General features: G+C 69.8%; 23 protein-coding genes. 22 read left to right on the forward strand and 1 reads right to left on the reverse strand.

Features of this window, described 5'->3' with window-relative positions; genetic code table 11:
• Positions 1-395 precede the first annotated feature (395 nt).
• The 20 genes from fliD to fliP all read left to right on the forward strand — a co-directional run bounded on the left by fliD (position 396) and on the right by fliP (position 17,783).
• Complete coding sequence (gene fliD, locus OK345_RS08870) at positions 396-1,745, forward strand: flagellar filament capping protein FliD (RefSeq protein WP_265127607.1); 1,350 nt, start codon at positions 396-398, stop codon at positions 1,743-1,745.
• A gap of 153 nt (positions 1,746-1,898) precedes the next feature.
• Positions 1,899-2,318, forward strand: coding sequence for a flagellar export chaperone FliS (fliS, locus tag OK345_RS08875; RefSeq protein ID WP_265127608.1), 420 nt, complete (start codon positions 1,899-1,901; stop codon positions 2,316-2,318).
• A 7-nt stretch (positions 2,319-2,325) separates the two neighbouring features.
• Positions 2,326-2,631, forward strand: coding sequence for a hypothetical protein (locus tag OK345_RS08880; protein ID WP_265127609.1), 306 nt, complete (start codon positions 2,326-2,328; stop codon positions 2,629-2,631).
• Positions 2,628-3,212 carry a PilZ domain-containing protein gene (locus OK345_RS08885; RefSeq protein ID WP_265127610.1) on the forward strand — a complete coding sequence of 195 codons (585 nt, stop codon included), beginning with the start codon at positions 2,628-2,630 and terminating at the stop codon, positions 3,210-3,212. Before OK345_RS08880 ends, OK345_RS08885 begins: the two co-directional genes overlap by 4 nt.
• 91 nt (positions 3,213-3,303) lie before the next feature.
• Complete coding sequence (locus OK345_RS08890; protein WP_265127611.1) at positions 3,304-3,936, forward strand: response regulator; 633 nt, start codon at positions 3,304-3,306, stop codon at positions 3,934-3,936.
• Positions 3,937-4,209: 273 nt separating this feature from the next.
• Positions 4,210-5,616: an RNA polymerase factor sigma-54 gene (rpoN, locus tag OK345_RS08895; RefSeq protein ID WP_265127612.1), complete on the forward strand. Its 1,407-nt coding sequence runs from the start codon at positions 4,210-4,212 to the stop codon at positions 5,614-5,616.
• Between the two features lie 14 nt (positions 5,617-5,630).
• Complete coding sequence (locus tag OK345_RS08900) at positions 5,631-6,014, forward strand: response regulator (protein ID WP_265127613.1); 384 nt, start codon at positions 5,631-5,633, stop codon at positions 6,012-6,014.
• A complete protein-coding gene (locus OK345_RS08905; protein WP_265127614.1) occupies positions 6,007-7,491 on the forward strand; it encodes a sigma-54 dependent transcriptional regulator in 1,485 nt (494 codons plus the stop codon). Before OK345_RS08900 ends, OK345_RS08905 begins: the two co-directional genes overlap by 8 nt.
• Positions 7,492-7,921: 430 nt before the next feature.
• Positions 7,922-8,287, forward strand: a complete 366-nt coding sequence (gene fliE / locus OK345_RS08910) for a flagellar hook-basal body complex protein FliE (protein WP_265127615.1) — start codon at positions 7,922-7,924, stop codon at positions 8,285-8,287.
• Positions 8,288-8,299: 12 nt separating this feature from the next.
• The gene (gene fliF, locus OK345_RS08915) at positions 8,300-9,943 is read left to right on the forward strand and encodes a flagellar basal-body MS-ring/collar protein FliF (protein WP_265127616.1); all 1,644 of its coding nucleotides are present in this window, start codon (positions 8,300-8,302) and stop codon (positions 9,941-9,943) included.
• A 28-nt stretch (positions 9,944-9,971) separates the two neighbouring features.
• The gene (gene fliG / locus OK345_RS08920; protein ID WP_265127805.1) at positions 9,972-10,958 is read left to right on the forward strand and encodes a flagellar motor switch protein FliG; all 987 of its coding nucleotides are present in this window, start codon (positions 9,972-9,974) and stop codon (positions 10,956-10,958) included.
• Positions 10,955-11,590, forward strand: coding sequence for a FliH/SctL family protein (locus tag OK345_RS08925; protein WP_265127617.1), 636 nt, complete (start codon positions 10,955-10,957; stop codon positions 11,588-11,590). Before fliG ends, OK345_RS08925 begins: the two co-directional genes overlap by 4 nt.
• Positions 11,587-12,966 carry a FliI/YscN family ATPase gene (locus tag OK345_RS08930; protein WP_265127618.1) on the forward strand — a complete coding sequence of 460 codons (1,380 nt, stop codon included), beginning with the start codon at positions 11,587-11,589 and terminating at the stop codon, positions 12,964-12,966. The genes OK345_RS08925 and OK345_RS08930 overlap by 4 nt, the downstream gene beginning before the upstream one ends.
• A gap of 3 nt (positions 12,967-12,969) precedes the next feature.
• Positions 12,970-13,431, forward strand: a complete 462-nt coding sequence (fliJ, locus tag OK345_RS08935; protein ID WP_265127619.1) for a flagellar export protein FliJ — start codon at positions 12,970-12,972, stop codon at positions 13,429-13,431.
• The gene (locus OK345_RS08940) at positions 13,428-14,543 is read left to right on the forward strand and encodes a flagellar hook-length control protein FliK (RefSeq protein ID WP_265127620.1); all 1,116 of its coding nucleotides are present in this window, start codon (positions 13,428-13,430) and stop codon (positions 14,541-14,543) included. Before fliJ ends, OK345_RS08940 begins: the two co-directional genes overlap by 4 nt.
• A 177-nt stretch (positions 14,544-14,720) precedes the next feature.
• Positions 14,721-15,242: a flagellar basal body-associated FliL family protein gene (locus OK345_RS08945; RefSeq protein WP_265127621.1), complete on the forward strand. Its 522-nt coding sequence runs from the start codon at positions 14,721-14,723 to the stop codon at positions 15,240-15,242.
• 9 nt (positions 15,243-15,251) lie between these two features.
• The gene (gene fliM, locus OK345_RS08950; protein ID WP_265127622.1) at positions 15,252-16,265 is read left to right on the forward strand and encodes a flagellar motor switch protein FliM; all 1,014 of its coding nucleotides are present in this window, start codon (positions 15,252-15,254) and stop codon (positions 16,263-16,265) included.
• Positions 16,262-16,597 carry a flagellar motor switch protein FliN gene (gene fliN, locus OK345_RS08955; RefSeq protein ID WP_265127623.1) on the forward strand — a complete coding sequence of 112 codons (336 nt, stop codon included), beginning with the start codon at positions 16,262-16,264 and terminating at the stop codon, positions 16,595-16,597. The genes fliM and fliN overlap by 4 nt, the downstream gene beginning before the upstream one ends.
• Positions 16,598-16,602: 5 nt before the next feature.
• Positions 16,603-16,998 carry a flagellar biosynthetic protein FliO gene (gene fliO / locus OK345_RS08960; RefSeq protein ID WP_265127806.1) on the forward strand — a complete coding sequence of 132 codons (396 nt, stop codon included), beginning with the start codon at positions 16,603-16,605 and terminating at the stop codon, positions 16,996-16,998.
• Positions 16,999-17,000: 2 nt separating this feature from the next.
• Positions 17,001-17,783 (forward strand): flagellar type III secretion system pore protein FliP, encoded by a 783-nt coding sequence (gene fliP, locus OK345_RS08965; protein WP_265127624.1) that lies wholly within the window; start codon positions 17,001-17,003, stop codon positions 17,781-17,783.
• Between the two features lie 414 nt (positions 17,784-18,197).
• Here fliP and OK345_RS08970 read toward each other — a convergent pair whose 3' ends face one another.
• On the reverse strand, positions 18,198-20,417 hold the full coding sequence (locus tag OK345_RS08970) for a CocE/NonD family hydrolase (RefSeq protein ID WP_265127625.1): 2,220 nt from the start codon (positions 20,415-20,417) through the stop codon (positions 18,198-18,200).
• 338 nt (positions 20,418-20,755) lie between these two features.
• Here OK345_RS08970 and OK345_RS08975 point away from each other — a divergent pair, with 338 nt between their 5' ends.
• On the forward strand, positions 20,756-21,025 hold the full coding sequence (locus tag OK345_RS08975) for a flagellar biosynthetic protein FliQ (protein WP_265127626.1): 270 nt from the start codon (positions 20,756-20,758) through the stop codon (positions 21,023-21,025).
• 7 nt (positions 21,026-21,032) lie between these two features.
• The gene (fliR, locus tag OK345_RS08980) at positions 21,033-21,824 is read left to right on the forward strand and encodes a flagellar biosynthetic protein FliR (protein ID WP_265127627.1); all 792 of its coding nucleotides are present in this window, start codon (positions 21,033-21,035) and stop codon (positions 21,822-21,824) included.
• The last annotated feature ends 92 nt before the right edge of the window (positions 21,825-21,916 follow it).

Genomic DNA, 21,916 nt, shown 5'->3' on the forward strand with positions numbered 1-21,916 from the left:
CAGGCCAACAGCTCCACCCAGAACGTGCTGAGCCTGCTGGGCTGATCCCGGTAGCAACACCCCGTCAGGTGTGATCGAGGCCCCTCCGCAAGGAGGGGCCTTCTTCTTTTGGGGGCTTCATGCCGCCCTTGTCGCGACTGACGTCGCTCCTACAAGGTCCCTGCGGTTGTAGGAGCGACGCCGGGTGGCCTCGGGCCATCAGTCGCGCGCTTTGCCTGCGCAAGCCCCCCGGGCCGATCCTCCCTACCGGCTCCGGCATGGGACTTGCTTCCCATCCGGCGACACCCCGCCCGGCCGTGCACGCCGGCGGACTAAAGCGGACGCGTACCTGGCCGATAACGACGAGAGGCCAGCCACGGCCACACGACGGGCAACCGGCCCTGCAAGGAAAACCAATGGCATTGAACACAATCGGCTCCGGCCTCGATATTCCCAGCATCGTTTCGGATCTGGTCGCGGCGGAGCGCAAGCCCACCGAGAACCGGATCAACAGTGCCGGTTCGGCCGCTACCGCCAAATTGTCGGCGCTGGGCAACATCAAGAGCGCGCTGAGCAACCTGCAGACGGCGCTGGAAACGCTGGGAAAGAGCGCGACCACGCCGGCGTTCAAGGCAAGCGTGCCCGATGGTTCCGGATTTTCCGCGAGCACCGGCACCGGCGCGGTCGCCGGCCAGTACAACGTGGAAGTGGTGAGCCTGTCGCAGGCGCAGAAGCTGACCTCCGGCGCGTTCGCCAAGGACGCGGCGGTAGGCGACGGCACCCTGTCCATCGCCTGGGGCGATACCTCCCTGGACGTGGAGATCGCCGAGGGCAGCACCCTTGAAGACATCGCCAAGGCCATCAACCAGGCCGCCGGCGGCAAGGGCGTCAACGCCAGCGTGATCACCGCCGATGACGGCCAGCACCTGGTGCTCAATGCCGTCGACTCCGGAACCGAAGGCGCGCTGACCCTCTCCGCCAGCGGTGGCAACGGCGGCCTGTCCGCGCTGACCTGGGACGGTGCCGCCGGTGGCCTGGCCCAGACCGTGGCCGCCTCCGACGCCGTGGTGCGGGTCGACGGTTTCGAGCGCACCTCCAGCAGCAACACCATCGCCGACATCGTTCCCGGGGTGACGCTCACCCTGTCCAAGGCCGACCCGGGCACCACCCAGACCCTTACCGTCAGCCAGGACAACACCCCGCTGAAGACCAACCTGCAGGCGTTCGTGTCCGCCTACAACGCGGCCGTGAGCATGCTGAAGTCGTCCAGCAGCTACAACGCCACCACCAACACCGCCGCGGCCCTCACCGGCGACGCCATGGTGCGCGGCCTGCAGCAACAGCTGCGCAGCCAGCTCAGCGGCAACGTCAACGAACTCAAGGCCCTCGGCGTCACCATCAGCAAGGAAGGCACGCTGAGCCTCAGCGGTAGCGACTTCGACAAGGCCATGGCCAGCGACCCCGCGGCGGCCAATGCCCTGTTCGGCGAGAACGGCAAGCTGAGCAGCAGCCTGAAGTCGATGATGAAGAGCCATCTGGACAGCTCGACCGGCACCCTGAGCCTGCGCACCGATGGCCTGAACAAGCAGATCAAGAAGCTGGAAAAGGATCTGGACGACCTGGACGCCCGCATGGAGAAGGTGGCGGCCCGCTACACCGCCCAGTTCACCGCCATGGACCAGCTGGTGGCGCAGATGCAGACCACCAGCGACTACCTGACCCAGCAGATGGCCTCGCTCGCCTCGCTCACCTCGAAGAACAAGTGAGGACAACGTCCCCCTCAAGTTTCCGCGATCGCGGGCCGATAGAGACAGCAACGAACATCGCACCCTGGCCGGGCCGGACGCCGACATGCGCCGGCAAGCGCCAATCGACCGCCCGCAGCGCCTGATCGACGGGAACAGAGGAGACTTCGACACATGTATGGTTCCAGCCACCAGTATGCCGAGCAGTACCGCAAGGTCGGCGTCTCGACCAGCGTGACCGACGCCGATCCGCACAAGCTCGTGGCCCTGCTGCTGGCCGGCGCCTGCGAGCGCATCCGCCTGGCCGAAGCCTGCCTGGAGCGTGGCGACCAGGCCCGCAAGGGCAAGGCGATCGGCGAGGTCTGCGCCATCGTCGGCCACCTGAACGGCTCGCTGGACCACGAGGCCGGCGGCGAGATCGCCGGCAATCTTTCCGCGCTGTACGACTACGTGCTGCACCGGTTGACCGAGGCCAACCTGCACAACGACCCGGTCGCGCTGCGCGACGCCCTGGCATTGCTCGGCGAAATCGAGTCGGCGTGGAATGCCATCCCCAACCAGCAGCGACCGCAACCCGTCGCTGCCACCGTTTGAGGCAAGAATGGCTCACGATACCGAACTCGACGACCTCTACTCCGACCTGGAAGCGCTGCGCGGCGCGCTCGAGGACGAGGACCATGCGCTGGCCGAACAGCTGGTGGCCAGCCATGACCTGCATCTGCGCCGCTATGTCGAGACCCGCGGGTCGCAGGCGCCGCTGAGCGCCCTGCAGGGGTTGCTGAAGCTGCAGCAGACGCTGATGGCCGACATGCTGGCCCGTCGCGACCTGGCCGCTGCGCGCCTGCGTGCCGGCCGCCGCTCGGTGCGCGCCGCCAACGCCTATCACCAGGCAGAATCGCTGGCATGACCGACGCCCGCGCCGCCGCCATCCACCACCCCGCCGAGAGCGAGCTGTTCGACGACGCCCTCAGCTGCGATCTCGCCCTGCCGGCGGAATTCCGGCTGGGCAGCGCCGCCATCCGTCCCGGTGCGGCGGAAACGCTGCTGCGCGGCGTGGCGCTGGTCGAGGATGCACGCGGCGGCGGCGACGACGGCGACGAACGCGGCGAGTCCTCGCAGCAGTTGCTGCGGCTGGAAGCCAAGCTGGACCTGACCCTGGTGCTGCTGGGGCGGCTGGTGCGCCAGTCCAGCGACGCCCTGCCGCTGCGTCCGGTGCGCTGGTCGCGCCGCGGCCTGCGGCTGGAGCTGGGCATGCGCAGCGGCGCTTCCGCCGGCAGCCAGGGCATCGTCCGCCTGCAACCCTCCGAATGGCTGCCCGACCACATCGAGCTGCCGGTGACGGTGCTGGCCGAAGTGGCCAATGGCGCCGGCGGTTTCTTCCTGTGGCTGCGCCTGCAGGGCGCCGGCGACGCGCTGGAAATGGCGCTGGAACGCCACCTGTTCCGCCTGCACCGCCGCCAGGTCGCGGAATCCCGGCGTTCGCGCTGAACCTGCCCGGCCTCCGCGGCCGATTAATCGGTTGGCGCCGCTGCCCACCTCGGCTATGGTGAACGCCTCCCACGCCGCGTTCACATTTCCAGTGCGAATCCTCATTGTCGACGACCATACCCTGGTCCGTGCCGGGCTCAGCCGGCTGCTGCAGGCATTCGACAATGTCGAGGTGGTGGCCGAAGCCAGCAATGCCGAGCAGGCGCTGGAAATGGCGGTGCGGCACACCCCCGACCTGATCCTGATGGACCTGTCGCTGCCCGGCCGCAACGGCCTGGACGCCCTCAGCGACGTGCGCCAGAAGGCGCCGCTGACCAAGGTGGTGATGATGTCCATGTACGACGACGCGGTGCACGTGCGCGATGCGCTCGACCGCGGCGCCGCCGGCTTCGTGGTCAAGGATGCCGCCCCGCAGGAACTGGAGCTGGCGCTGCGCGCGGCCCACGCCGGGCAGGTGTTCCTGAGCCCGCAGATCTCGGCCAAGATGCTGGCGCCCATGCTCGGTCGCGAACGCCCGGTCGGGATCGCCGCGCTTTCCCCGCGCCAGCGCCAGATCCTGCGCCAGATCGGCAGCGGCCTGAGCACCAAGGAAATCGCCGCCGATCTCGGCATCAGCGTCAAGACGGTGGAGACCCACCGCGCGCGGATGATGGAATCGCTGGGCTGCCGTCGCGCCAACGACCTGGTGCTGTTGGCCGCCCGCCACCAGCAGGAGCTGGGCTGAGCGCGTCGGAACCCTGGCGGATCGCCCCAACCCGAACGCCCGTCACAGAATGGAATTCTGGCGCACGCCGTGGCGCCCAGTCCCCGGAACCCGGAAATCCATGCCGCACAGGCACTTGCCGCGTCGAAACTCCGGCGTATGTAGGGGCCGCCCCGACGCGACGTCGGAAATCCGACTACCCCACTAGGGAAGCCCCCGATTCAAACCCCGACACCCCGAACGCAAGATACGTTCCACAACGCGCCGGGGACTTGGCGCAGCCGGGGAATACCGATGAAGACCTCCATTTCCGCCCAGCTCGGGCAACAGCTCCACCTCACGCCTGCCCTGCTGCAATCGATCCGCCTGCTGCAGCTCAACGGCATGCAGCTGGAACAGGAAATCCGCGCCGCGCTGGAAAACAACCCGCTGCTCGACCTGGAACAGGAAGCCGAAGCAACCCCCGTGCCGGAAGCCGCCGCCGACCCGGCACTGGATACCGCCGCGTTCGACGAACTGCCGGAAAGCTCGATGTGGGACATCCCCGGCGCCAGCTGGCGCGACGGCGACGACGACCGCATGGCCCAGGTCGCCGCCGGCGAGTCCAGCGATCCGCAGCTGCGCGTGCTGCAGCAGCTGGCGCTGGAACTGGACGACGGCGATCTGGCCATCGCCGCCTTCTGGCTGGAGCACTGCGACGAAGCCGGCTATCTGGACGCACCGCTGCCGCAGCTGATCCTGCTGGCCAGCGCCCACTTCGATCGCGATGCCGCCCATGTCGAAGCCCTGCGCCAACGCCTGCTGCACGGCGATCCGGCCGGCATGGCCGCCAGCGACCTGCGCGAATGCCTGCAGGCGCAGCTGCGGTCGCTGCCGGGCCTGGTCGCCGGCCGCCCGCTGGCCACGCGCATCCTCGCCGGCGATCTGGCGCTGCTGGCCGCGCACGACTACCCCGCTCTCGCCGACGCCCTCTCGGTGGAGGAAGCCGACGTGCACGAGGCGGTGCGGCTGATCCTGTCGCTGCAGCCGCGCCCCGGCGAACAGCTGCTGCCGCAGGCCAACGCCGTGGTGGTCCCCGACGTGCTGGCCTGGCATGCCGACGGCCAGTGGCGGGTGGCGCTGAACCCGTCCACCACCCACCGCGTCGCCATCAACCCCACCTACGAGCGCGCGCTCAGCGAAGCCGGCGAGAGCGCCCAGCCGCTGCGCGAGATGCTGCAGGAAGCCCGCTGGCTCACCCGTGGCCTGTCGATGCGCTACGAGACCCTGCTGCGCACCAGCCGGGTGATCGTCGAACGCCAGGCCGCGTTCCTGGTCAACGGCGACGAGGCGATGGCGCCGCTGACCCTGAAGGAAGTAGCCGATGCGATCGGCATGCACGAGTCCACCGTCTCGCGCATCACCAGCGGCAAGTACCTGCAGACCCCGCGCGGCACCTTCGAGCTGAAGCACTTCTTCGCCGTGCGCCTGGAAGGCGCCAGCATCTCCGGAGCCGCGGTCAAGGCCATGGTCCGGCGCCTGATCGAATCCGAACCGGCCGGCAAGCCGCTGGCCGACGAAGCCATCGCCGGGCTGCTTTCACGCCAGGGAGTGAACATCGCACGCCGGACCGTCGCAAAATACCGCGAACAGCTTGATATCGCCCCGGCCCGCGAACGTCGCCGCCGGGACGCCAAGCCCCAGCTGGCCCGGGTGGGCTGAGGAGAATGGAAACCATGAGCAAGCTCACCGTCCTGCTGGTCGACGACCACGAGGGCTTCATCAACGCCGCGATGCGCCACTTCCGCAAGATCGAGTGGCTGCAGATCGTCGGCAGCGCCGCCAACGGCCTGGAAGCGATCGAGCGTTCCGAGGCGCTGCGCCCGCAGGTGGTGCTGATGGACCTGGCCATGCCGGAAATGGGCGGCCTGCAGGCCACCCGCCTGATCAAGACCCAGGACGAAGCGCCCTACATCGTCATCGCCAGCCATTTCGACGACGCCGAGCACCGCGAACACGCGCTGCGCGCCGGCGCCGACAATTTCGTCAGCAAGTTGTCCTACATCCAGGAAGTCATGCCGATCCTGGAACGCATCTCGAAGGAAAACAGCCATGAGTGAGTCCCGCATCCTGGTCCTGGACAGCGATGGCGTCCGCGCCGAACGTACCGTCGCGCTGCTCGAATTCATGGACTTCACCCCACGCTGGGTGGCCGACGCCGGCGACATCGACACCGCACGCCACCGCCAGAACGACTGGATGGCGCTGGTGGTCGGCGCGCAGGAGGACGCGGCCAAGGCCGAAGCCTTCTTCGCCTGGCTGGCGCGCACCTCGCTGCCGCCGCCGGTGCTGCTGATGGAGGGCGACGCAGTCGAGTTCGCGCGCCGCCACGGCCTGCACGAGGCCAACGTCTGGCCGCTGGAAACCCCGCTGCGCCATGCGCAGATGGAGGCGCTGCTGCGCCGCGCCAGCCTCAAGCGGCTGGATACCGAACACCAGGCCGGCGCCGCCCAGGACAACGGCCCCACCGGCCACAGCCCGGCGGTGACCGACCTGCGCCGGCTGATCGACCAGGTCGCCGCGTTCGACACCACCGTGCTGGTGCTGGGCGAATCGGGCACCGGCAAGGAGGTGGTCTCGCGCGCCATCCACCAGCGCTCGCCGCGGCGCGACGGCCCGTTCGTGGCCATCAACTGCGGCGCGATCCCGCCGGACCTGCTGGAAAGCGAGCTGTTCGGCCACGAGAAAGGCGCCTTCACCGGTGCCCTGAGCGCGCGCAAGGGCCGCTTCGAGATGGCCGAGGGCGGCACCCTGCTGCTCGACGAGATCGGCGACATGAGCCTGCCGATGCAGGTCAAGCTGCTGCGCGTGCTGCAGGAGCGCAGCTTCGAGCGCGTCGGCGGCAACCAGACCATCCGCTGCAACGTGCGGGTGATCGCCGCCACCCACCGCGACCTGGAAGAGCGCATCGCCGACGGCAAGTTCCGCGAGGACCTGTTCTACCGCCTCAACGTGTTCCCGATCGAAGTGCCGGCGCTGCGCGACCGCACCGCCGACCTGCCGGCACTGGTGGAGACCATCGCCGGCCAGCTGGCCCGTACCGGCCGCGGCGAAGTGCGCTTCGCCGCCGAGGCGCTGCAGGCCCTGGCCTGCTACCCGTGGCCGGGCAACGTGCGCGAACTGACCAACCTGGTCGAGCGCCTGGCGGTGCTGCATCCGGCCGGCCTGGTGCGGGTGCAGGACCTGCCGGCGCGCTACCGCGGCGACTACCAGCCGGCGCCGCAGCCGGAGGCTTCGGAAACGGAAGAACGCTCGGCGTTGCTGGCGCAACCGGCGCCGGCGCCGGCCGTGGCCGGCGTGGCCGTGCCGGTCGCGGTGGCCGCGTCCGCCGCCGCCCAGCCGCACCTGCCCGACGACGGCATGGACCTGCGCGACCACATGGCCGGCATCGAGCTGTCGCTGATCAACGAGGCGCTCGAACGCACCCAGGGCGTGGTGGCGCATGCCGCCCAGCTGCTGGGCCTGCGCCGCACCACCCTGGTCGAGAAGCTGCGCAAGTACGGCATCGAACGCGAGCAGATGGAAATGGCCAGCTGATCCCGTCTTTCCGTTTCCCCGGCAACCGCGGGCGCGATCGCCCGTGGCGGCTTCGAAGGCCACCCGCTGCAGCGCCAGCCGGTGGCCTTCTTCGTTCACGGCGCCCGGTGGCCGATCCGCCGCCGGATCGCCGACGCCATGATTCCGGCGCGCCGGCGACAGGCACGACCGGGTTCCTGCCGCGACCGGGCCACGGCGCCGCCCTTGCAGGAGGGGTTGCCGCGATGACCGGGGAAGGCCGGGAATCCGGCGCGCGCGGCCCGGACCAGGCGTGCCGGCCCGGCGTCGCCATCGCCTGGATCCGCCCGCTGCGACAGGCGCGGCCGGCAACGACGGGGGATGGCCCGCCCCGCCGGAAACCCGCCACCGTTTCGGCACGCGGCTTGCAACTGAACAGGCAGTAGCCACCCCATTGCCCGGATGTATGCCGATGTCCCATTCCGTCAATTCGATCCTTTCCCAGATCCGCAGCTTCCAGACCCAGGTGGGCCAGCCCTCGATCCGGCCGCTGGCCGACGCGCCGCGCAGCAACGCGATCGAAGGGCTCGTCTCCGGACAGCCGCTACAGCAGGTTCCCAGCTTCACCGAAACCCTCCGCAGCGCCATCAACGGCGTCAACGATGCGCAACAGAAGTCCGGCGCGCTGGCCCGGGCGTTCGAGCTGGGCGAACCCGGCGCCGATCTGGCCAAGGTCATGGTCGCCGCGCAACAGTCCCAGGTGGCGTTCCGCGCCACCGTGGAAGTCCGCAACCGTCTCGTCCAGGCTTACCAGGACGTGATGAACATGCCGCTGTAAGGATAGGTCCGCATGGCACTCGCGCTTTCCAAGGAAACGTTCAACTCTGAAAAGGCCGGAGCGTGGTTCGACCGGCTGCAGAGCCTGCAGATCACCCGCCGGCTGGGGTTGATGGCGATGATTTCCGTCGCCGTCGCCGCCGGCCTCGGTGTGTTCTTCTGGTCGCAGAAGCCGCAGCAGGTACCGCTGTACACAGGGCTGGACCAGAAGGCCACCGCCGAGGCCACCGACCTGCTGCGCGCGGCGCAGATTCCGTTCAAGCTGGACCCGGCCACCGGCGCCATCACCGTGCCGGAAAAGCACCTGCACGATGCCCGCCTGAAGCTGGCCAGCTCCGGCCTGACCGACAGCGGCCGCCTCGGTTTCGAACTGATGGAGCGCGACCCCGGCTTCGGCGTCAGCCAGTTCGTCGAGAACGCGCGCTACCAGCACGCGCTGGAAACCGAACTGGTGCGCACCATCACCACCCTGCGCCCGGTCCGCGACGCCCGCGTGCACCTGGCCATCCCCAAGCCCAGCGCCTTCACCCGCCGGCGCGAGGTCGCCAGCGCCTCGGTGGTGCTGGAACTGCGCGGCGGCGCCACGCTGGAGCGCAACCAGGTCGACGCCATCGTGCACATGGTCGCCTCCAGCATTCCCGACCTGGCCCCCGAGCGCGTCACCGTGGTGGACCAGAGCGGACGCATGCTCACCATCTCCGACCCGAACAGCGAAGCGGCGATGAACGCCGCGCAGTTCGAGCAGGTGCGGCGCCAGGAAACCTCGTTCAACCAGCGCATCCGCGAGCTGCTCGAGCCGATGACCGGCGTCGGCCGGGTCAACCCGGAAGTCAGCGTGGACATGGATTTCTCGGTCACCGAGGAAGCGCGCGAGCTGTACAACGGCGAACCGCAGAAGGTCCGCAGCGAACAGATCAGCGAAAACAGCAGCGCCGTCGCCGGCCCGCAGGGCGTGCCCGGCGCGGCCAGCAACACCCCGCCCGGCCCCGCCGCCGAGCCGGTGACCGCGGCCACCCCGACCGAAATATCCAAGAACGCCACCCGCAACTACGAGCTGGACCGCACCCTGCAGCACACCCGGCAGCCGCCGGGCCGGATCAAGCGGGTCTCGGTGGCGGTCCTGGTCGACCACGTGCCGCGCGCCGGTACCGACGGCAAGGTCAGCGACCAGCCGTTGAGCGCGGCCGAGCTGACCCGGGTCGAGGCGCTGGTCAAGCAGGCCGTCGGCTTCAACGCCGAGCGTGGCGACACCGTGTCGGTCATGAACGCGCCGTTCGTGCGCGAGAACGTGGTGGTCGAAGGCCCCAAGTGGTGGGAAACCCCGCAGGCCCGCGACGGGCTGCGCCTGCTGCTCGGCGCATTGCTGGTGCTGGCGCTGGTGTTCGGCGTGCTGCGCCCGGCGCTGCGCCAGCTCACCGGCCAGGCCTCGCCCAAGGACGATGCCGAGATCGACCCGCTCGATGCCGACGTGCAGCTGCTCGACGACGGCGAACGCGTGCCGCAGCTGTCCAGCGAGAGCCTGCAGCTGGCCGGCGGGCAGCCGCTGGCGCTGCCGGTCGATGCCTACGAGGAACGCCTGCGCATGGCGCGCGAGGCCGTGAAAACCGACTCCAAGCGCGTGGCGCAGGTCGTGAAGGGATGGGTGGCAAATGATTGACAAGACGCAGGCTTCCGAACGACCGCCGATGAACGGCGTGCAGCGCGCCGCGGTGCTGCTGCTGTCGCTGGGCGAAGTGGATGCGGCCGAAGTGCTGCGCCACATGGAGCCCAAGGAGGTGCAGAAGATCGGCATCGCCATGGCCACCCTGAACGACGTCACCCGCGAGCAGGTGCAGCAGGTGATGGACGAGTTCAGCGCCGAGCTGGGCAACAAGACCTCGCTCAGCGTGGGTTCGGACGACTACATCCGCAACATGCTGGTGCAGGCGCTGGGCACCGAGAAGGCCGGCAACCTGATCGACCGCATCCTGCTCGGCCGCAACACCACCGGCCTGGACGCGCTGAAGTGGATGGACCCGCGCGCGGTGGCCGACCTGGTGCGCAACGAGCATCCGCAGATCATCGCCATCGTCATGGCCCACCTGGAGACCGACCAGGCCGCCGAAGCGCTGAAGCTGCTGCCCGAACGCACCCGGGTCGACGTGCTGCTGCGCATCGCCACCCTGGACGGCATCCCGCCCAACGCGCTCAACGAACTCAACGAGATCATGGAGCGCCAGTTCGCCGGCAACCAGAACCTGAAGTCGTCCAGCATCGGCGGCGTGCAGTGCGCGGCCAACATCCTCAACTTCATGGATGGCGGCCAGGACCAGCTGATCCTCGGCCAGATCTCGCAGATCGACGCCCCGCTGGGCACCCGCATCCAGGACCTGATGTTCGTGTTCGACGACCTGGTGGACCTGGACGACCGCGAGATGCAGCTGGTGCTGCGCGAGGTCAGCGGCGAGCGCCTGGGCCTGGCCCTGCGCGGCGCCGACATCAAGGTGCGCGACAAGATCACCCGCAACATGTCCCAGCGCGCCGCCGAGATCCTGCTCGAGGACATGGAAGCGCGCGGTCCGGTCAAGCTGTCCGACGTGGAGGCCGCCCAGCGCGAGATCCTGGCCATCGTCAAGCGCATGGCCGATGAGGGCACCGTCACCATCGGCGGCAACGCGGAGGCGATGCTGTGAGCAACGTCGTGCGCTGGCTGGCGCCGGACCTGATGGCGACGCCCCCACCCGAACCGGAGATCGTCGACGAGTCGCTGGCGGCCGAGCCGGAGCTGCCGGAGGAGCCGCCGCTGCAGCTGCCCACGCTGGAAGAGATCCAGGCCATCCAGGATGCCGCGCAGCAGGAAGGCTTCGAGCAGGGCCATGCCGAAGGCTATGCCCAGGGCCAGTCCGAGGTGCGCCGCCTGATCGCCCAGATCGAAGGCATCCTCGACAACTTCAGCCGGCCGCTGGTGCGGCTGGAGAACGAAGTGGTGACCGCGCTGGGCGAACTGTCGGTGCGCATCGCCGGCAACCTGGTCGGCCGCGCCTACGAGGCCGAGCCGGCCCTGCTGCAGGACCTGGTCGCCGAAGCCGTGGACGCGGTCGGCGGCGCCAGCCGCGAGGTCGAGGTGCGCCTGCACCCGGACGACATCGCCGCGCTGGCACCGCTGCTGACGCTGGCGCCGGGCCATCGCCTGAGCCCGGATACCGGCCTCAGCCGCGGCGACCTGCGCGTGCATGCCGAAAGCGTGCGCATCGACGGCACCCTCGACGCCCGCCTGCGCGCCGCGCTGGCCACGGTGATGCGCAAGTCCGGAGCGACCCAATGACACCCGAGATTCCCGTCCCCGCCCCCGCCGACTGGGCAGCCGCCCGCAACCTGCGGCTGGCCACGCGGCTGGACGGCATCCAGCTCGAGCCCGGCCACGGCCGCGGCCTGATCCGCGAAGGCGTGCTGCGCCGCGCGGTCGGCCTGACCCTGGAAGCGGTCGGCTGCGAGGCGCCGATGGGCGCCACCTGCAAGGTCGAGGTCGACGGCGGCTGGGTGGATGCCGAGGTGGTGGGCTTCGCCAGCGAACGCACCTACCTGATGCCCAGCGCCGAGCTGCACGGGCTGCTGCCCAACGCCCGGGTGGTGCCCTCCTACCGCCGCGGCGGCGTGGAAGTGGGCGAAGGCCTGCTCGGCCGCGTGATCGACAGCGACGGCGTGCCGCTGGACGGCAAGGGCCCGATCCGCGCCGAAGGCAACGCCAGCATGGCCGGCGTGGCGATCAACCCGCTGGCGCGCGAACCGATCACCCAGCCGCTGGACGTCGGCGTGCGCGCGATCAACGCGCTGCTGCCGATCGGCCGCGGCCAGCGCGTGGGCCTGTTCGCCGGTTCCGGCGTCGGCAAGTCGACGCTGCTGGGGATGATGACCCGCTACACCGCCGCCGACGTGATCGTGGTCGGCCTGATCGGCGAGCGCGGCCGCGAAGTGCGCGACTTCGTCGAGACCACCCTCGGCGAGGAAGGCCTGCGCCGCGCCGTGGTGGTGGCCAGCCCGGCCGACCGGCCGCCGCTGGCGCGCCTGCACGGCGCCTACCGCGCCACCGCCATCGCCGAGTGGTTCCGCGACCAGGGCCTGAACGTGCTGCTGTTGATGGACTCGCTGACCCGCTTCGCCCAGGCCCAGCGCGAGATCGGCCTGTCGGTGGGCGAACCGCCGACCACCCGCGGCTACCCGCCGTCGGTGTTCGCCAAGCTGCCGGCGCTGGTGGAGCGCGCCGGCAACGGCTCGGCCGGGCGTGGCTCGATCACCGCCTTCTACACCGTACTGACCGAAGGCGACGACCCGCAGGACCCGATCGCCGACGCCGCCCGCGCCATCCTCGACGGCCACATCCTGCTTTCGCGCCGGGTCGCCGACAGTGGCCTGTACCCGGCGATCGACGTCGAATCCTCGGTCAGCCGCGTGGTCCAGGACATCGCCGACGAGCCGTGGCGGCTGCGCATCCGCAAGCTCAAGCGGCTGGTGTCGGCGTATTCGGCCAACCGCGACCTGATCGCCATCGGCGCCTACCAGCGCGGCAACGACCCGGCGACCGACGAAGCGCTGGAACGCTGGCCGGAGATCCTGGAGTTCCTCGGCCAGGACGTCGCCAAGGCCGCCGACCTGCCGCACAGCCAGGCCGCGCTCAAGCGGCTCGTGGAACCCGAGAACTAAGCCATGAAGCAGTCCAAGCGCATCGACCCCCTGCTCAAGCGCGCCCAGGAACACGAGGACGCGGTGGCCCGCGACCTGGCCGAACGCCAGCGCGTGCTCGACACCCACATCTCGCGGCTGGACGAGTTGCGCCGCTACGCCGAGGAGTACGCCAACGCGCAGATGGCGGCCACCAGCCCGGCACAGCTGCTCAACCGGCGCGCGTTCCTCGACCGCCTCGACAGCGCGGTCGAACAGCAGAGCCAGACCGTGGACCGCAACCGCGAGCGGGTCGACGCCGAGCGCGCGCGGCTGCTGCTGGCCAGCCGCGACAAGCAGGTGCTGGAACAGCTGGCCGCCAGTTACCGCGCGCAGGAACGGCAGGTGGCCGAACGCCGCGACCAGCGCGAGATGGACGACCTGGGCGCGCGCCGCGTGCGCCTGGCCCAGGCCGCGGCCAGCGACGAATCCGGAGAAACGAAATGAACGCGCTTTCGATCCTGGCCGGCTCCGCCGGCAGCAGCGCCGCCAAGGCCGGTACCGGCGTCGGCACCGACGGCCAGGGCGGCCCGCGACAGGACTTCGGCGCCCTGCTCGAATCCGGCGGCAAACCCGCCCCCGCCTCCAGCGGCTCCACCACGCCCGCCCCGCCATCGCCGGCAAAGCCCGGCAGCGCCACCCAGGCCGATGCCGCAACCAGCAACGAAACGGCTTTGCCCGTCACCGACGACGCCCCCGCAGGCACCGCGGACCGCCGCGACACCGACAGCAGCGACAGCGACGACGACACCTGGCCGCCGCCGGGCCTGGTCGGCATCGGCGTGGCCGTGGTACCGGAACCGGCCCCCGCCGCACTGCCGGTCCTGCCTGCCGCCACCTCCGCCACCCCTGCCGCTACCGTGCCGGCCCCGGCCACAGGGGACATCCTGGCAGCCGCGGCCGATGCCTCTCCGGGCAACGCCGCGGCGCCGGCGCTGCCGGTGGCCAGCGACATGGAGGTGCTCCCCGATGGCGCGGCCGACGCACCGGAGCTGACGCTGGCCGCGTTCGCCGGCACCGGCAGCAGTGCGGCCGAGGGCGCCGAGCAGAGCCCGGCCAATGTCCTGCTGCAGGGGTTGAGCGCCGCCGCCGAGGTCCGCGGCACCGCGCCCGCCGCACCGTTCCTCGGCTCGCCCACCGCCACTCCGGACCTGAACAGCGAAGGCTTCGACGAAGCCATCGGCGCCCGCCTGTCGTGGCTGGCCGACCAGAAGATCGGCCATGCCCACATCCGCATCACGCCCCACGACCTCGGCCCGGTCGAAGTGCGGCTGCAGCTGGACGGCGACCGCGTCCATGCCAGTTTCACCAGCGCCCACGCCGACGTCCGCCAGGCGCTGGAAGGCAGCCTGTCGCGACTGCGGGAAATGCTCGGCGAACAGGGGCTGCAGCTGGCCCATGCCGACGTCGGGCAGCAGCAGAACCCGCAGGAGGGGGGCGAAGCCGACGCCGGCCGCGACCCGCTGGCCACGACCGGCGACCGCGACGCCGGCCACGACAGCGCCGGAATTACGGCGCGCACCCTGCACCAGCGCGGCCTGCTCGACACCTACGCCTGAACGGAAGGCAGGCCCCCGGCCAGGCCCACGCCAGGCCGGGGCGCCGTCTCGTCTCTCCGGCGGCACGGCGCCCGCGCGTGAGCGCCCTGGCGCATGTCAATTTCCCGCCATCGCCCACCCCCGCATTTCGGCACGGCCATTGCATCTGAGGAGACAGCAACCCTCAGGAGCAACTCCGTGGCCACAGCCGCAGACAAAACCAAGAAGAACGCCGTCCCCCAGGAAAAGTCCGGCAAGTCCGGCAAGTCCGGCAGTCCGGTACTGGTAACCGCGCTGGTGGCGCTGATCGCCGCGGCCGCCGCCGGCAGCGGCGTCTGGTTCTTTGCCGGCAAGCACGAACTGGCCAAGGAAAAGACCCCTCCCCGCACCACCCCGGCGCCGGCCCAGTATTTCGGGCTGGAACCGGCCTTCGTGGTCAACCTGAACGGCGCCTACGACGGCCCGCGCTACCTGCAGGTGGAAGTGCAGCTGATGACCCGCGACCCGCAGGCGCGGCAGCAGATGCAGACCCATGCCCCGGCCATCCGCGCGCGCCTGCTGATGCTGTTCTCGCAGGTGGAGCCGCAGCAGATCGGCGACCGCGCCGGCAAGGAAAAGCTGCAGGCCGCCGCGCTGGACGAGGTGCAGAAGCTGCTCAAGGCCGAAACCGGCGAGCCCTGCGCCGAAGAACTGCTGTTCACCAGCTTCGTCACCCAGTAAGGCGCCGCGATGAGCATCAACGACCTGCTCTCCCAGGACGAGATCGATGCGCTGCTGCATGGCGTCGACTCGGGATCGGTTGAGACGCAAGAAGACCTGCCGACGCCCGGCGAAGCGCGTGCCTACGACTTCGCCAGCCAGGACCGCATCATCCGCGGGCGCATGCCCACGCTGGAGATGGTCAACGAGCGTTTCGGCCGGCTCTGGCGCATCGGCCTGTTCAACCTGATCCGCCGTTCGGCCGAACTGTCGGTGCGCGGCATCGAACTGATCAAGTTCAACGACTACCTGCACTCGCTGTACGTGCCGACCAACCTGAACCTGATCAAGTTCAAGCCGCTGCGCGGCACCGGCCTGATCGTGTTCGAGCCGACCCTGGTATTCGCCGTGGTCGACAATTTCTTCGGCGGCGACGGCCGTTATCCCACCCGCATCGAAGGCCGCGAGTTCACCTCCACCGAGATGCGCGTGATCCAGCTGATGCTCAAGCAGACCTTCGCCGACCTGCGCGAGGCCTGGGCGCCGGTGATGGACGTGGACTTCGAGTACATCAACTCGGAGATCAACCCGCACTTCGCCAACATCGTCACCCCGCGCGAGTACGTGGTGGTCACCCGCTTCCACGTCGAACTGGACGGCGGCGGCGGCGACATCCACATCACCCTGCCGTACTCGATGCTGGAGCCGATCCGCGAACTGCTCGACGCCGGCATCCAGAGCGACCGCAACGACCGCGACGAGAGCTGGGCGATCATGCTGCGCGACCAGCTCAACAGCGCCGAGGTCGAACTGTCCAGCGTGCTGGCCCAGCGCCGCATGAGCCTGCGCGAACTCACCCGGCTGAAGATCGGCGACATCCTGCCCATCGAACTGGCCAAGCAGGTGCCGCTGTGCGTCGAAGGCATCCCGGTGTTCACCGGAGAGTTCGGCGTGGCCAACGAACGCAACGCCATCAAGATCGTCGCAACCCACCCGCCGGGCACCCGTCCGCGCAATCCCGTCATCCAGGAAGACCCGCAATGAACGATATCCCCTCGACCGAAGCCGCGCCGGCGCAGTTCGACACCCTGCAGGCCGACGAGAACCCCAACACCGACCTGGATCTGGACGTGATCCTGGACGTGCCGGTGACGCTGTCGCTGGAAGTCGGCCGCGCGCGCCTGCCGATCCGCAACCTGCTGCAGCTCAACCAGGGCTCGGTGGTGGAACTGGAGCGCGGCGCCGGCGAATCGCTGGACGTGTTCGTCAACGGCACCCTGATCGCCCACGGCGAGGTGGTCGTCATCAACGACCGCTTCGGCGTGCGCCTGACCGACGTGGTCAGCCCCAGCGAGCGCATCCGGAGACTGCGGTGAGCCCGTTGCTGGCACTCGTCGCCACGGCCGCGCCGGCGAAAGCCGTCGGCCAGCATGTGGCCACCGCGCCGGGCCTTGGCGGCGCGCTGCTGGCACTGCTGGCGGTGCTGGCGCTGATCGTCGGCCTGGGCTGGCTGCTCAAGCGCATGCCCGGCAGCGGCTTCCGCCAGGCCGAGGGCCTGCGCGTGGTGGCCAGCACCGTGGTCGGCGCCAAGGAGCGGATCGTGGTGGTCGAGGTCAACGGCACCCAGTTGCTGCTGGGCGTCACCGCCGGCGGCATCGGCGTCCTGCACCAGTTGCCGGAACCGCTGCCGGCGCCGCCCGCCCCCTCCCTGCCCGACTTCAAGCAACTCCCGAATTTCGCGCAACTGCTGTCGCAGAAACTGCGCAAGGAATCCTGACCATGCGTGCCCGCCGCACCCCCTGCAAGCGCAGCCTGCAACTGCTGCTGATGCTGTTCCTGATCGCCCTGCCCGCGCTGGCGCTGGCCGCCCCCGGCGTGCCGCAGCTGCCGTCGCTGCCGGAGGTGGACGTCGGCCGGATAGGCAACCAGCCGGTCAGCCTGCCGCTGCAGACGCTGCTGCTGATGACGGCGATCACCCTGCTGCCGTCGATGCTGCTGGTGCTCACCGCCTTCACCCGGATCATCATCGTGCTGGGCCTGCTGCGGCAGGCGCTGGGCACCGGCCAGAGCCCCTCCAACCAGATCCTGCTGGGCCTGGCGCTGTTCCTCACCGCGATGGTGATGATGCCGGTGTGGCAGCAGGCCTGGAGCGCGGGCATGGGCCCGTACCTGGACGGCCAGATCGACTTCCAGACCGCCTGGACGCTGACCACCGAGCCGTTGCGCGCGTTCATGCTGGCGCAGGTGCGCGAGACCGACCTGATGACCTTCGCCGGCATGGCCGGGCACGACACCTACGCCAGCCCCGACGCGATCCCGTTCCCGGTGCTGGTGGCCTCGTTCGTGACCAGCGAGCTGAAGACCGCGTTCGAGATCGGCTTCCTGATCTTCATCCCGTTCGTGATCATCGACCTGGTGGTGGCCAGCGTGCTGATGTCGATGGGCATGATGATGCTGTCGCCGATGCTGGTGTCGGCCCCGTTCAAGATCCTGCTGTTCGTGCTGGTGGACGGCTGGGTGCTGGTGGTGGGCACGCTGGCGGCGAGCTTCAACGCGGTGTGACCGGTGGCCGTGCCCCGCCCGCGGGGCGATGGCACGACGCACCCGGCATCGCTCCCGACAAGCCGCGGCCCCGCCGCGGCTTTTGTCTGCTTCTTCGCCCATCGGCGTGAGGAATCCATTCCAGGACCTGTTCGAAGAGCTCGCGACTGACGTCGCTCCTACGGTAGGAGCGACGTCAGTCGCGAGCTCTTCGAGCCGTAGCAAGAGCCCCCGGAAACCCGCCTCGCCCGCAGACGGACGAAGAACTTCCTGCCTGGGCAACCGGGAAGCGGTTGCTTCCACCGCGGTTGCCCGGGCCGTTGACTGGGGCACCATCGCCTGCCGTTGCCATCGCTTTGGCCATTGCCGGCGCGATGCGAGCGGCCGTCGACCCAATCAACCGGCAAGCGGCTTCGACCGGCGCGGATGGCCCGATCAGTCGGCCTCCCGATCCGCACCGGGAAACCGCAGCGGGACGCGGATGCTGCTGTCGGAATGCCAGTCGATGCGCAGCGGTTCGCCGGCATCGGCGACCGACTCGTCGCTGACGTCACGCCCGGTTCCGTGGTTGACCTGGTGCCAGGCGTCCTTGAGCACGTCCACGACCACCAGCAGGCGGCTGCCCGGCGCCATCCGGCGCCCGGTCATGCGCGTGCGCTCGAACGGCAGCAACGTCCATTCGCCCGGTTCGAGCAATGTCCGTGCGCTCATGTCGCGGACGTGGCTGGCACGCCCCAGGTAGTAGGACAACTGCATGCTGCGGCCGTCCTGCATCAGCTCGTACAGCGATACGGTGAAATCGACATCGCGCTTGTTGATGCGCACTTTCAGCTCGCCCGAAAACGTCCCGACCACATCGACGGGCTGTTCGAATGCGTCGCTGACGAAGGACAGGCCGCTTCCGGGCTCCGGCGCATCGCGGACGACGGGGTCGGGGTAATAGGAATGCCGTGAAATGCCGCGATCCGCGAAATCCACGCCCTGGCTCAGGTAACCGCCCTGCCGGGGTGCTTGCCGGCTCAATCGATGGTGCGGCCCCTCGCGTTCGGTGGATAGATACAGCGTGGCGTATCCGCCGGCCGCCGCGTCGAGCGAGGCCGCATGGCCCCAGCGGTCGGCGCCCATCAACTGGTAGTTGACCCGGCCGGCGAGCAACGGCGGACGTTCCGCTCCGCGCAGCACGTGATCCAGCCACTGGAAGGTGAGCGCCTGGGTATCGAACTGCGCGGAGGCATCCAGCGCATGGCCGCGCAACTGCATGGGCTTGAACGACGCCTGCGCCCCGAAATGGTCGTACGGGCCGATCAGCAGCGTGTGGTCGGCCTCCGGCAGGTGCCGGTAGTGCTCCTTGAAATAATGCAGCGCGGAGACCTGCCCATCATCGTAATAACCGGTGATCGACAGCACCGGGATGGTGATGCCCGCATATTCCGCGCCATACGGCACCATGGCTTGCCAATAGGCGTCGTAGCCCGGGTGCGACAGCCAGCGTTGCAGCCACGGGTTGGGCGTGCCGTCCACCTGGTCGATCTCGCGGTACGGGCGTCCGGATGCGTACCAGCTGTCGGCAAGGCCGGCCCAGCGTTCGCGCTGGGCATAGGTTTCGTCGTCGAGCAGCCGGTTGTTGGCGACGTAGAACGGCCACGCATAGTTGGCGGTCAGAAAGACGTTGTTCTCCATCGGCAGGCCGAGGCCGGGGATCGCCGCCACGTACGGCACGATGGTCTTCAATGCCGGGTGCCGGTGCTTTGCCGCCGCCCATGCGGCGAATCCCAGATAGCTGCCGCCGTACATCGCGACCCGGCCATCGTTCCATGGCTGGCGGCTGATCCAGTCGATCGCGGCATGCGCATCTTCGCCCTCGTGCTCGTAGGGAGCGCTCTCGCCGCTGCCCAGCCGCTTGCCGCGCGCGTCCACCACGACCCCGGCATAGCCTCTTGCCGCCGCCTGCACCGCCTGGCCCCGGTTCCGTGCCGGATCGGTGTAGATGGTGAACTGCATCGCCGCCGGCAGCGCCGCATCGTCGCCGCGGCGACGGGCCAGGTGCGCCGACAGGGTGATTCCTCCCGGAACGGGAATCATCACCTCGTCGTCGATCAGGAAGCGCCGCTCCTCGTCCTCCCGCACCAGCGCCGGCGCCAGGGCCCCGGCCGCCCGATAGGCCTGCACGAAAGCCGATTGGCGGACGAGTTCGAGCGCAGCCGTTCGTGGAATCGTCCGGTCGCCCGCATGCCCGGCAACGGCCTGCCGCAGCCGGCCGGACGCCGCTGCCACGTCGGCGACGAACCAGTAATGGGTCTGCACCGCGGCAAGATCGTCCAGTTGCGCGAACCTCGCCCTGAAGGCATCGGCATAGGCCTGCTCGAAACGGGCGCCTCCCGCGGCCCCGGCTTCGGCCAGCAACAGATAGGGCATCCAGCGTTGCGCCCGCTCGGCATCGCCGTCGGCCACGAACGCAGCGACCAGGGATTCGATGGAGGCCGCCGCGTCCCGGTGACGGCCGGCGACGATCTGGAGCTGGCTGCGTTGCGTGGGTGCGAGCTCCTCGGCACCGGGTCTGTCCCCGTCGAGCAGCGACTGCGATATCCGCGCCAGCGATGCCTCGACCCGTGCCGGGTCGGCATTGGCCGGCAGCGACCAGGCAAGAGCATCCACGTCCGTCCCCGCCGCTGCCGGTTGCGCCGCCAGCAGGAGCAGGACGCAGAAGCAGGAAAAAAGCCGCGAACGCCATGACCAGCGCCGTTCGCATACCGATGCGGAAACGATCTTGTCCAAAGTGTCTTCCTTGTGGCGCTGCGGCCCGGGTCGGCCGGGCCGCAGCGGAGCGCGGGCCGGGCACCGATTATGCTGGCCCGCGACCCGGCCGCCTATGGCCAGGGGCGCCGGGCACCGGAAGCCCGACGACCAGGCGGCAACAGCCGGGGCGACCGCCGCGGACCCGCGGCGGCGGAATGCCGGCGCCGTTCTGGCACCGGGCTTGCATCAGCCCCGGCATGACTCCCGAACTCGCCCTCACCGAACTGCGCGGCGGCCTGATGGCCGTGCTCTGGGTCGCCGGACCGCTGCTGCTCACCGTGCTGGTGGTCGGCGTCGTGGTCGGCATCATCCAGGCCGCCACCCAGCTCAACGAACCCACCATCGCCTTCGTCTCCAAGGCCGCGGCCCTCACCGTGGCGCTGTTCGCGCTGGGCAGCCTGCTGGTCGGCCACCTGGTCGAATTCACCACGCTGCTGTTCCAGCGCATCCCGCACCTGATCGGATAGCCCCGCGATGGATGCCGCCACCCGCATGGCCATCGACGGCCAGCAGGCCTTCGCCATCATCGGCACGGTGCTGTGGGTGGCGCTGCGCATCGGCGCCATGCTGATGGCGATGCCGCTGGTCGGTACCCGCGCGGTGCCGGCGCGGATCCGCGCGCTGGTGGCCATCGCCCTGGCGCTGGCGCTGGCGCCGATCCTGCCGCCGGTGCCGGCATGGGACGGTTTCGATGCGGCCACCGTGCTCACCATTGCCCGCGAGCTGGCCATCGGGGTGTCGATCGGCTTCATGCTGCGGCTGGTGTTCGAAGCCGGCGCGCTGGCCGGCGAACTGATCGCCCAGGGCACCGGCCTGGCCTTCGCGCAGATGACCGACCCGCTGCGCGGCGGCAGCTCCGGCGTGATCGGGCAATGGTTCTACCTGCTGTTCGGCCTGCTGTTCTTCACCGCCAACGGCCACCTGGCGTTGATCGCGCTGCTGGTGGACAGCTACAAGGCGTTGCCCATCGGCACCGCCCTGCCCGACCCGCATGCCCTGGCCGCGGCCGCACCGACCTTCGTGCTGCAGGTGTTCCGCGGCGCGCTGGCGCTGGCCATCCCGCTGACCGTGGCGATGCTGGCGGTGAACCTGGCCTTCGGTGCGCTGGCACGCGCGGCGCCGGCGTTGAACCCGATCCAGCTCGGCCTGCCGGTGTCGCTGCTGCTGGGCCTGACGCTGCTGGCGGTCATGGCCGGGGAAATGGGGCCACCGGTGCAGCGCCTGTTCGACCAGGCCTTCGACGCGGCGCGCCAGGTCGTCACCTGAACCTGCGGCGAGGGCAGCTTCGGCATCGGCGGTGATGCGCCGGCGCGCTTTCCCTCGCCAGATCCAGCACCGCCAGCGCGTCCCCGTGGCTC

The sequence above is a fragment of the Xanthomonas chitinilytica genome, from assembly GCF_026107455.2.
GTDB classification, from domain to species: Bacteria; Pseudomonadota; Gammaproteobacteria; order Xanthomonadales; family Xanthomonadaceae; genus Stenotrophomonas; species Stenotrophomonas chitinilytica.

Bases quoted from the DNA above. Each gene is read 5' to 3' on its own strand.
- rpoN (WP_265127612.1), top strand. From the start codon at position 4,210: ATGAAGACCTCCATTTCCGCCCAGCTCGGGCAACAGCTCCACCTCACG.
- fliF (WP_265127616.1), top strand. From the start codon at position 8,300: ATGGCACTCGCGCTTTCCAAGGAAACGTTCAACTCTGAAAAGGCCGGA.
- OK345_RS08905 (WP_265127614.1), top strand. From the start codon at position 6,007: ATGAGTGAGTCCCGCATCCTGGTCCTGGACAGCGATGGCGTCCGCGCC.
- fliD (WP_265127607.1), top strand. From the start codon at position 396: ATGGCATTGAACACAATCGGCTCCGGCCTCGATATTCCCAGCATCGTT.
- fliS (WP_265127608.1), top strand. From the start codon at position 1,899: ATGTATGGTTCCAGCCACCAGTATGCCGAGCAGTACCGCAAGGTCGGC.
- fliP (WP_265127624.1), top strand. From the start codon at position 17,001: ATGCGTGCCCGCCGCACCCCCTGCAAGCGCAGCCTGCAACTGCTGCTG.
- OK345_RS08880 (WP_265127609.1), top strand. From the start codon at position 2,326: ATGGCTCACGATACCGAACTCGACGACCTCTACTCCGACCTGGAAGCG.
- fliJ (WP_265127619.1), top strand. From the start codon at position 12,970: ATGAAGCAGTCCAAGCGCATCGACCCCCTGCTCAAGCGCGCCCAGGAA.
- OK345_RS08885 (WP_265127610.1), top strand. From the start codon at position 2,628: ATGACCGACGCCCGCGCCGCCGCCATCCACCACCCCGCCGAGAGCGAG.
- fliM (WP_265127622.1), top strand. From the start codon at position 15,252: ATGAGCATCAACGACCTGCTCTCCCAGGACGAGATCGATGCGCTGCTG.
- OK345_RS08940 (WP_265127620.1), top strand. From the start codon at position 13,428: ATGAACGCGCTTTCGATCCTGGCCGGCTCCGCCGGCAGCAGCGCCGCC.
- fliR (WP_265127627.1), top strand. From the start codon at position 21,033: ATGGATGCCGCCACCCGCATGGCCATCGACGGCCAGCAGGCCTTCGCC.
- fliG (WP_265127805.1), top strand. From the start codon at position 9,972: ATGAACGGCGTGCAGCGCGCCGCGGTGCTGCTGCTGTCGCTGGGCGAA.
- fliE (WP_265127615.1), top strand. From the start codon at position 7,922: ATGTCCCATTCCGTCAATTCGATCCTTTCCCAGATCCGCAGCTTCCAG.
- OK345_RS08975 (WP_265127626.1), top strand. From the start codon at position 20,756: ATGACTCCCGAACTCGCCCTCACCGAACTGCGCGGCGGCCTGATGGCC.
- fliN (WP_265127623.1), top strand. From the start codon at position 16,262: ATGAACGATATCCCCTCGACCGAAGCCGCGCCGGCGCAGTTCGACACC.
- OK345_RS08930 (WP_265127618.1), top strand. From the start codon at position 11,587: ATGACACCCGAGATTCCCGTCCCCGCCCCCGCCGACTGGGCAGCCGCC.
- OK345_RS08900 (WP_265127613.1), top strand. From the start codon at position 5,631: ATGAGCAAGCTCACCGTCCTGCTGGTCGACGACCACGAGGGCTTCATC.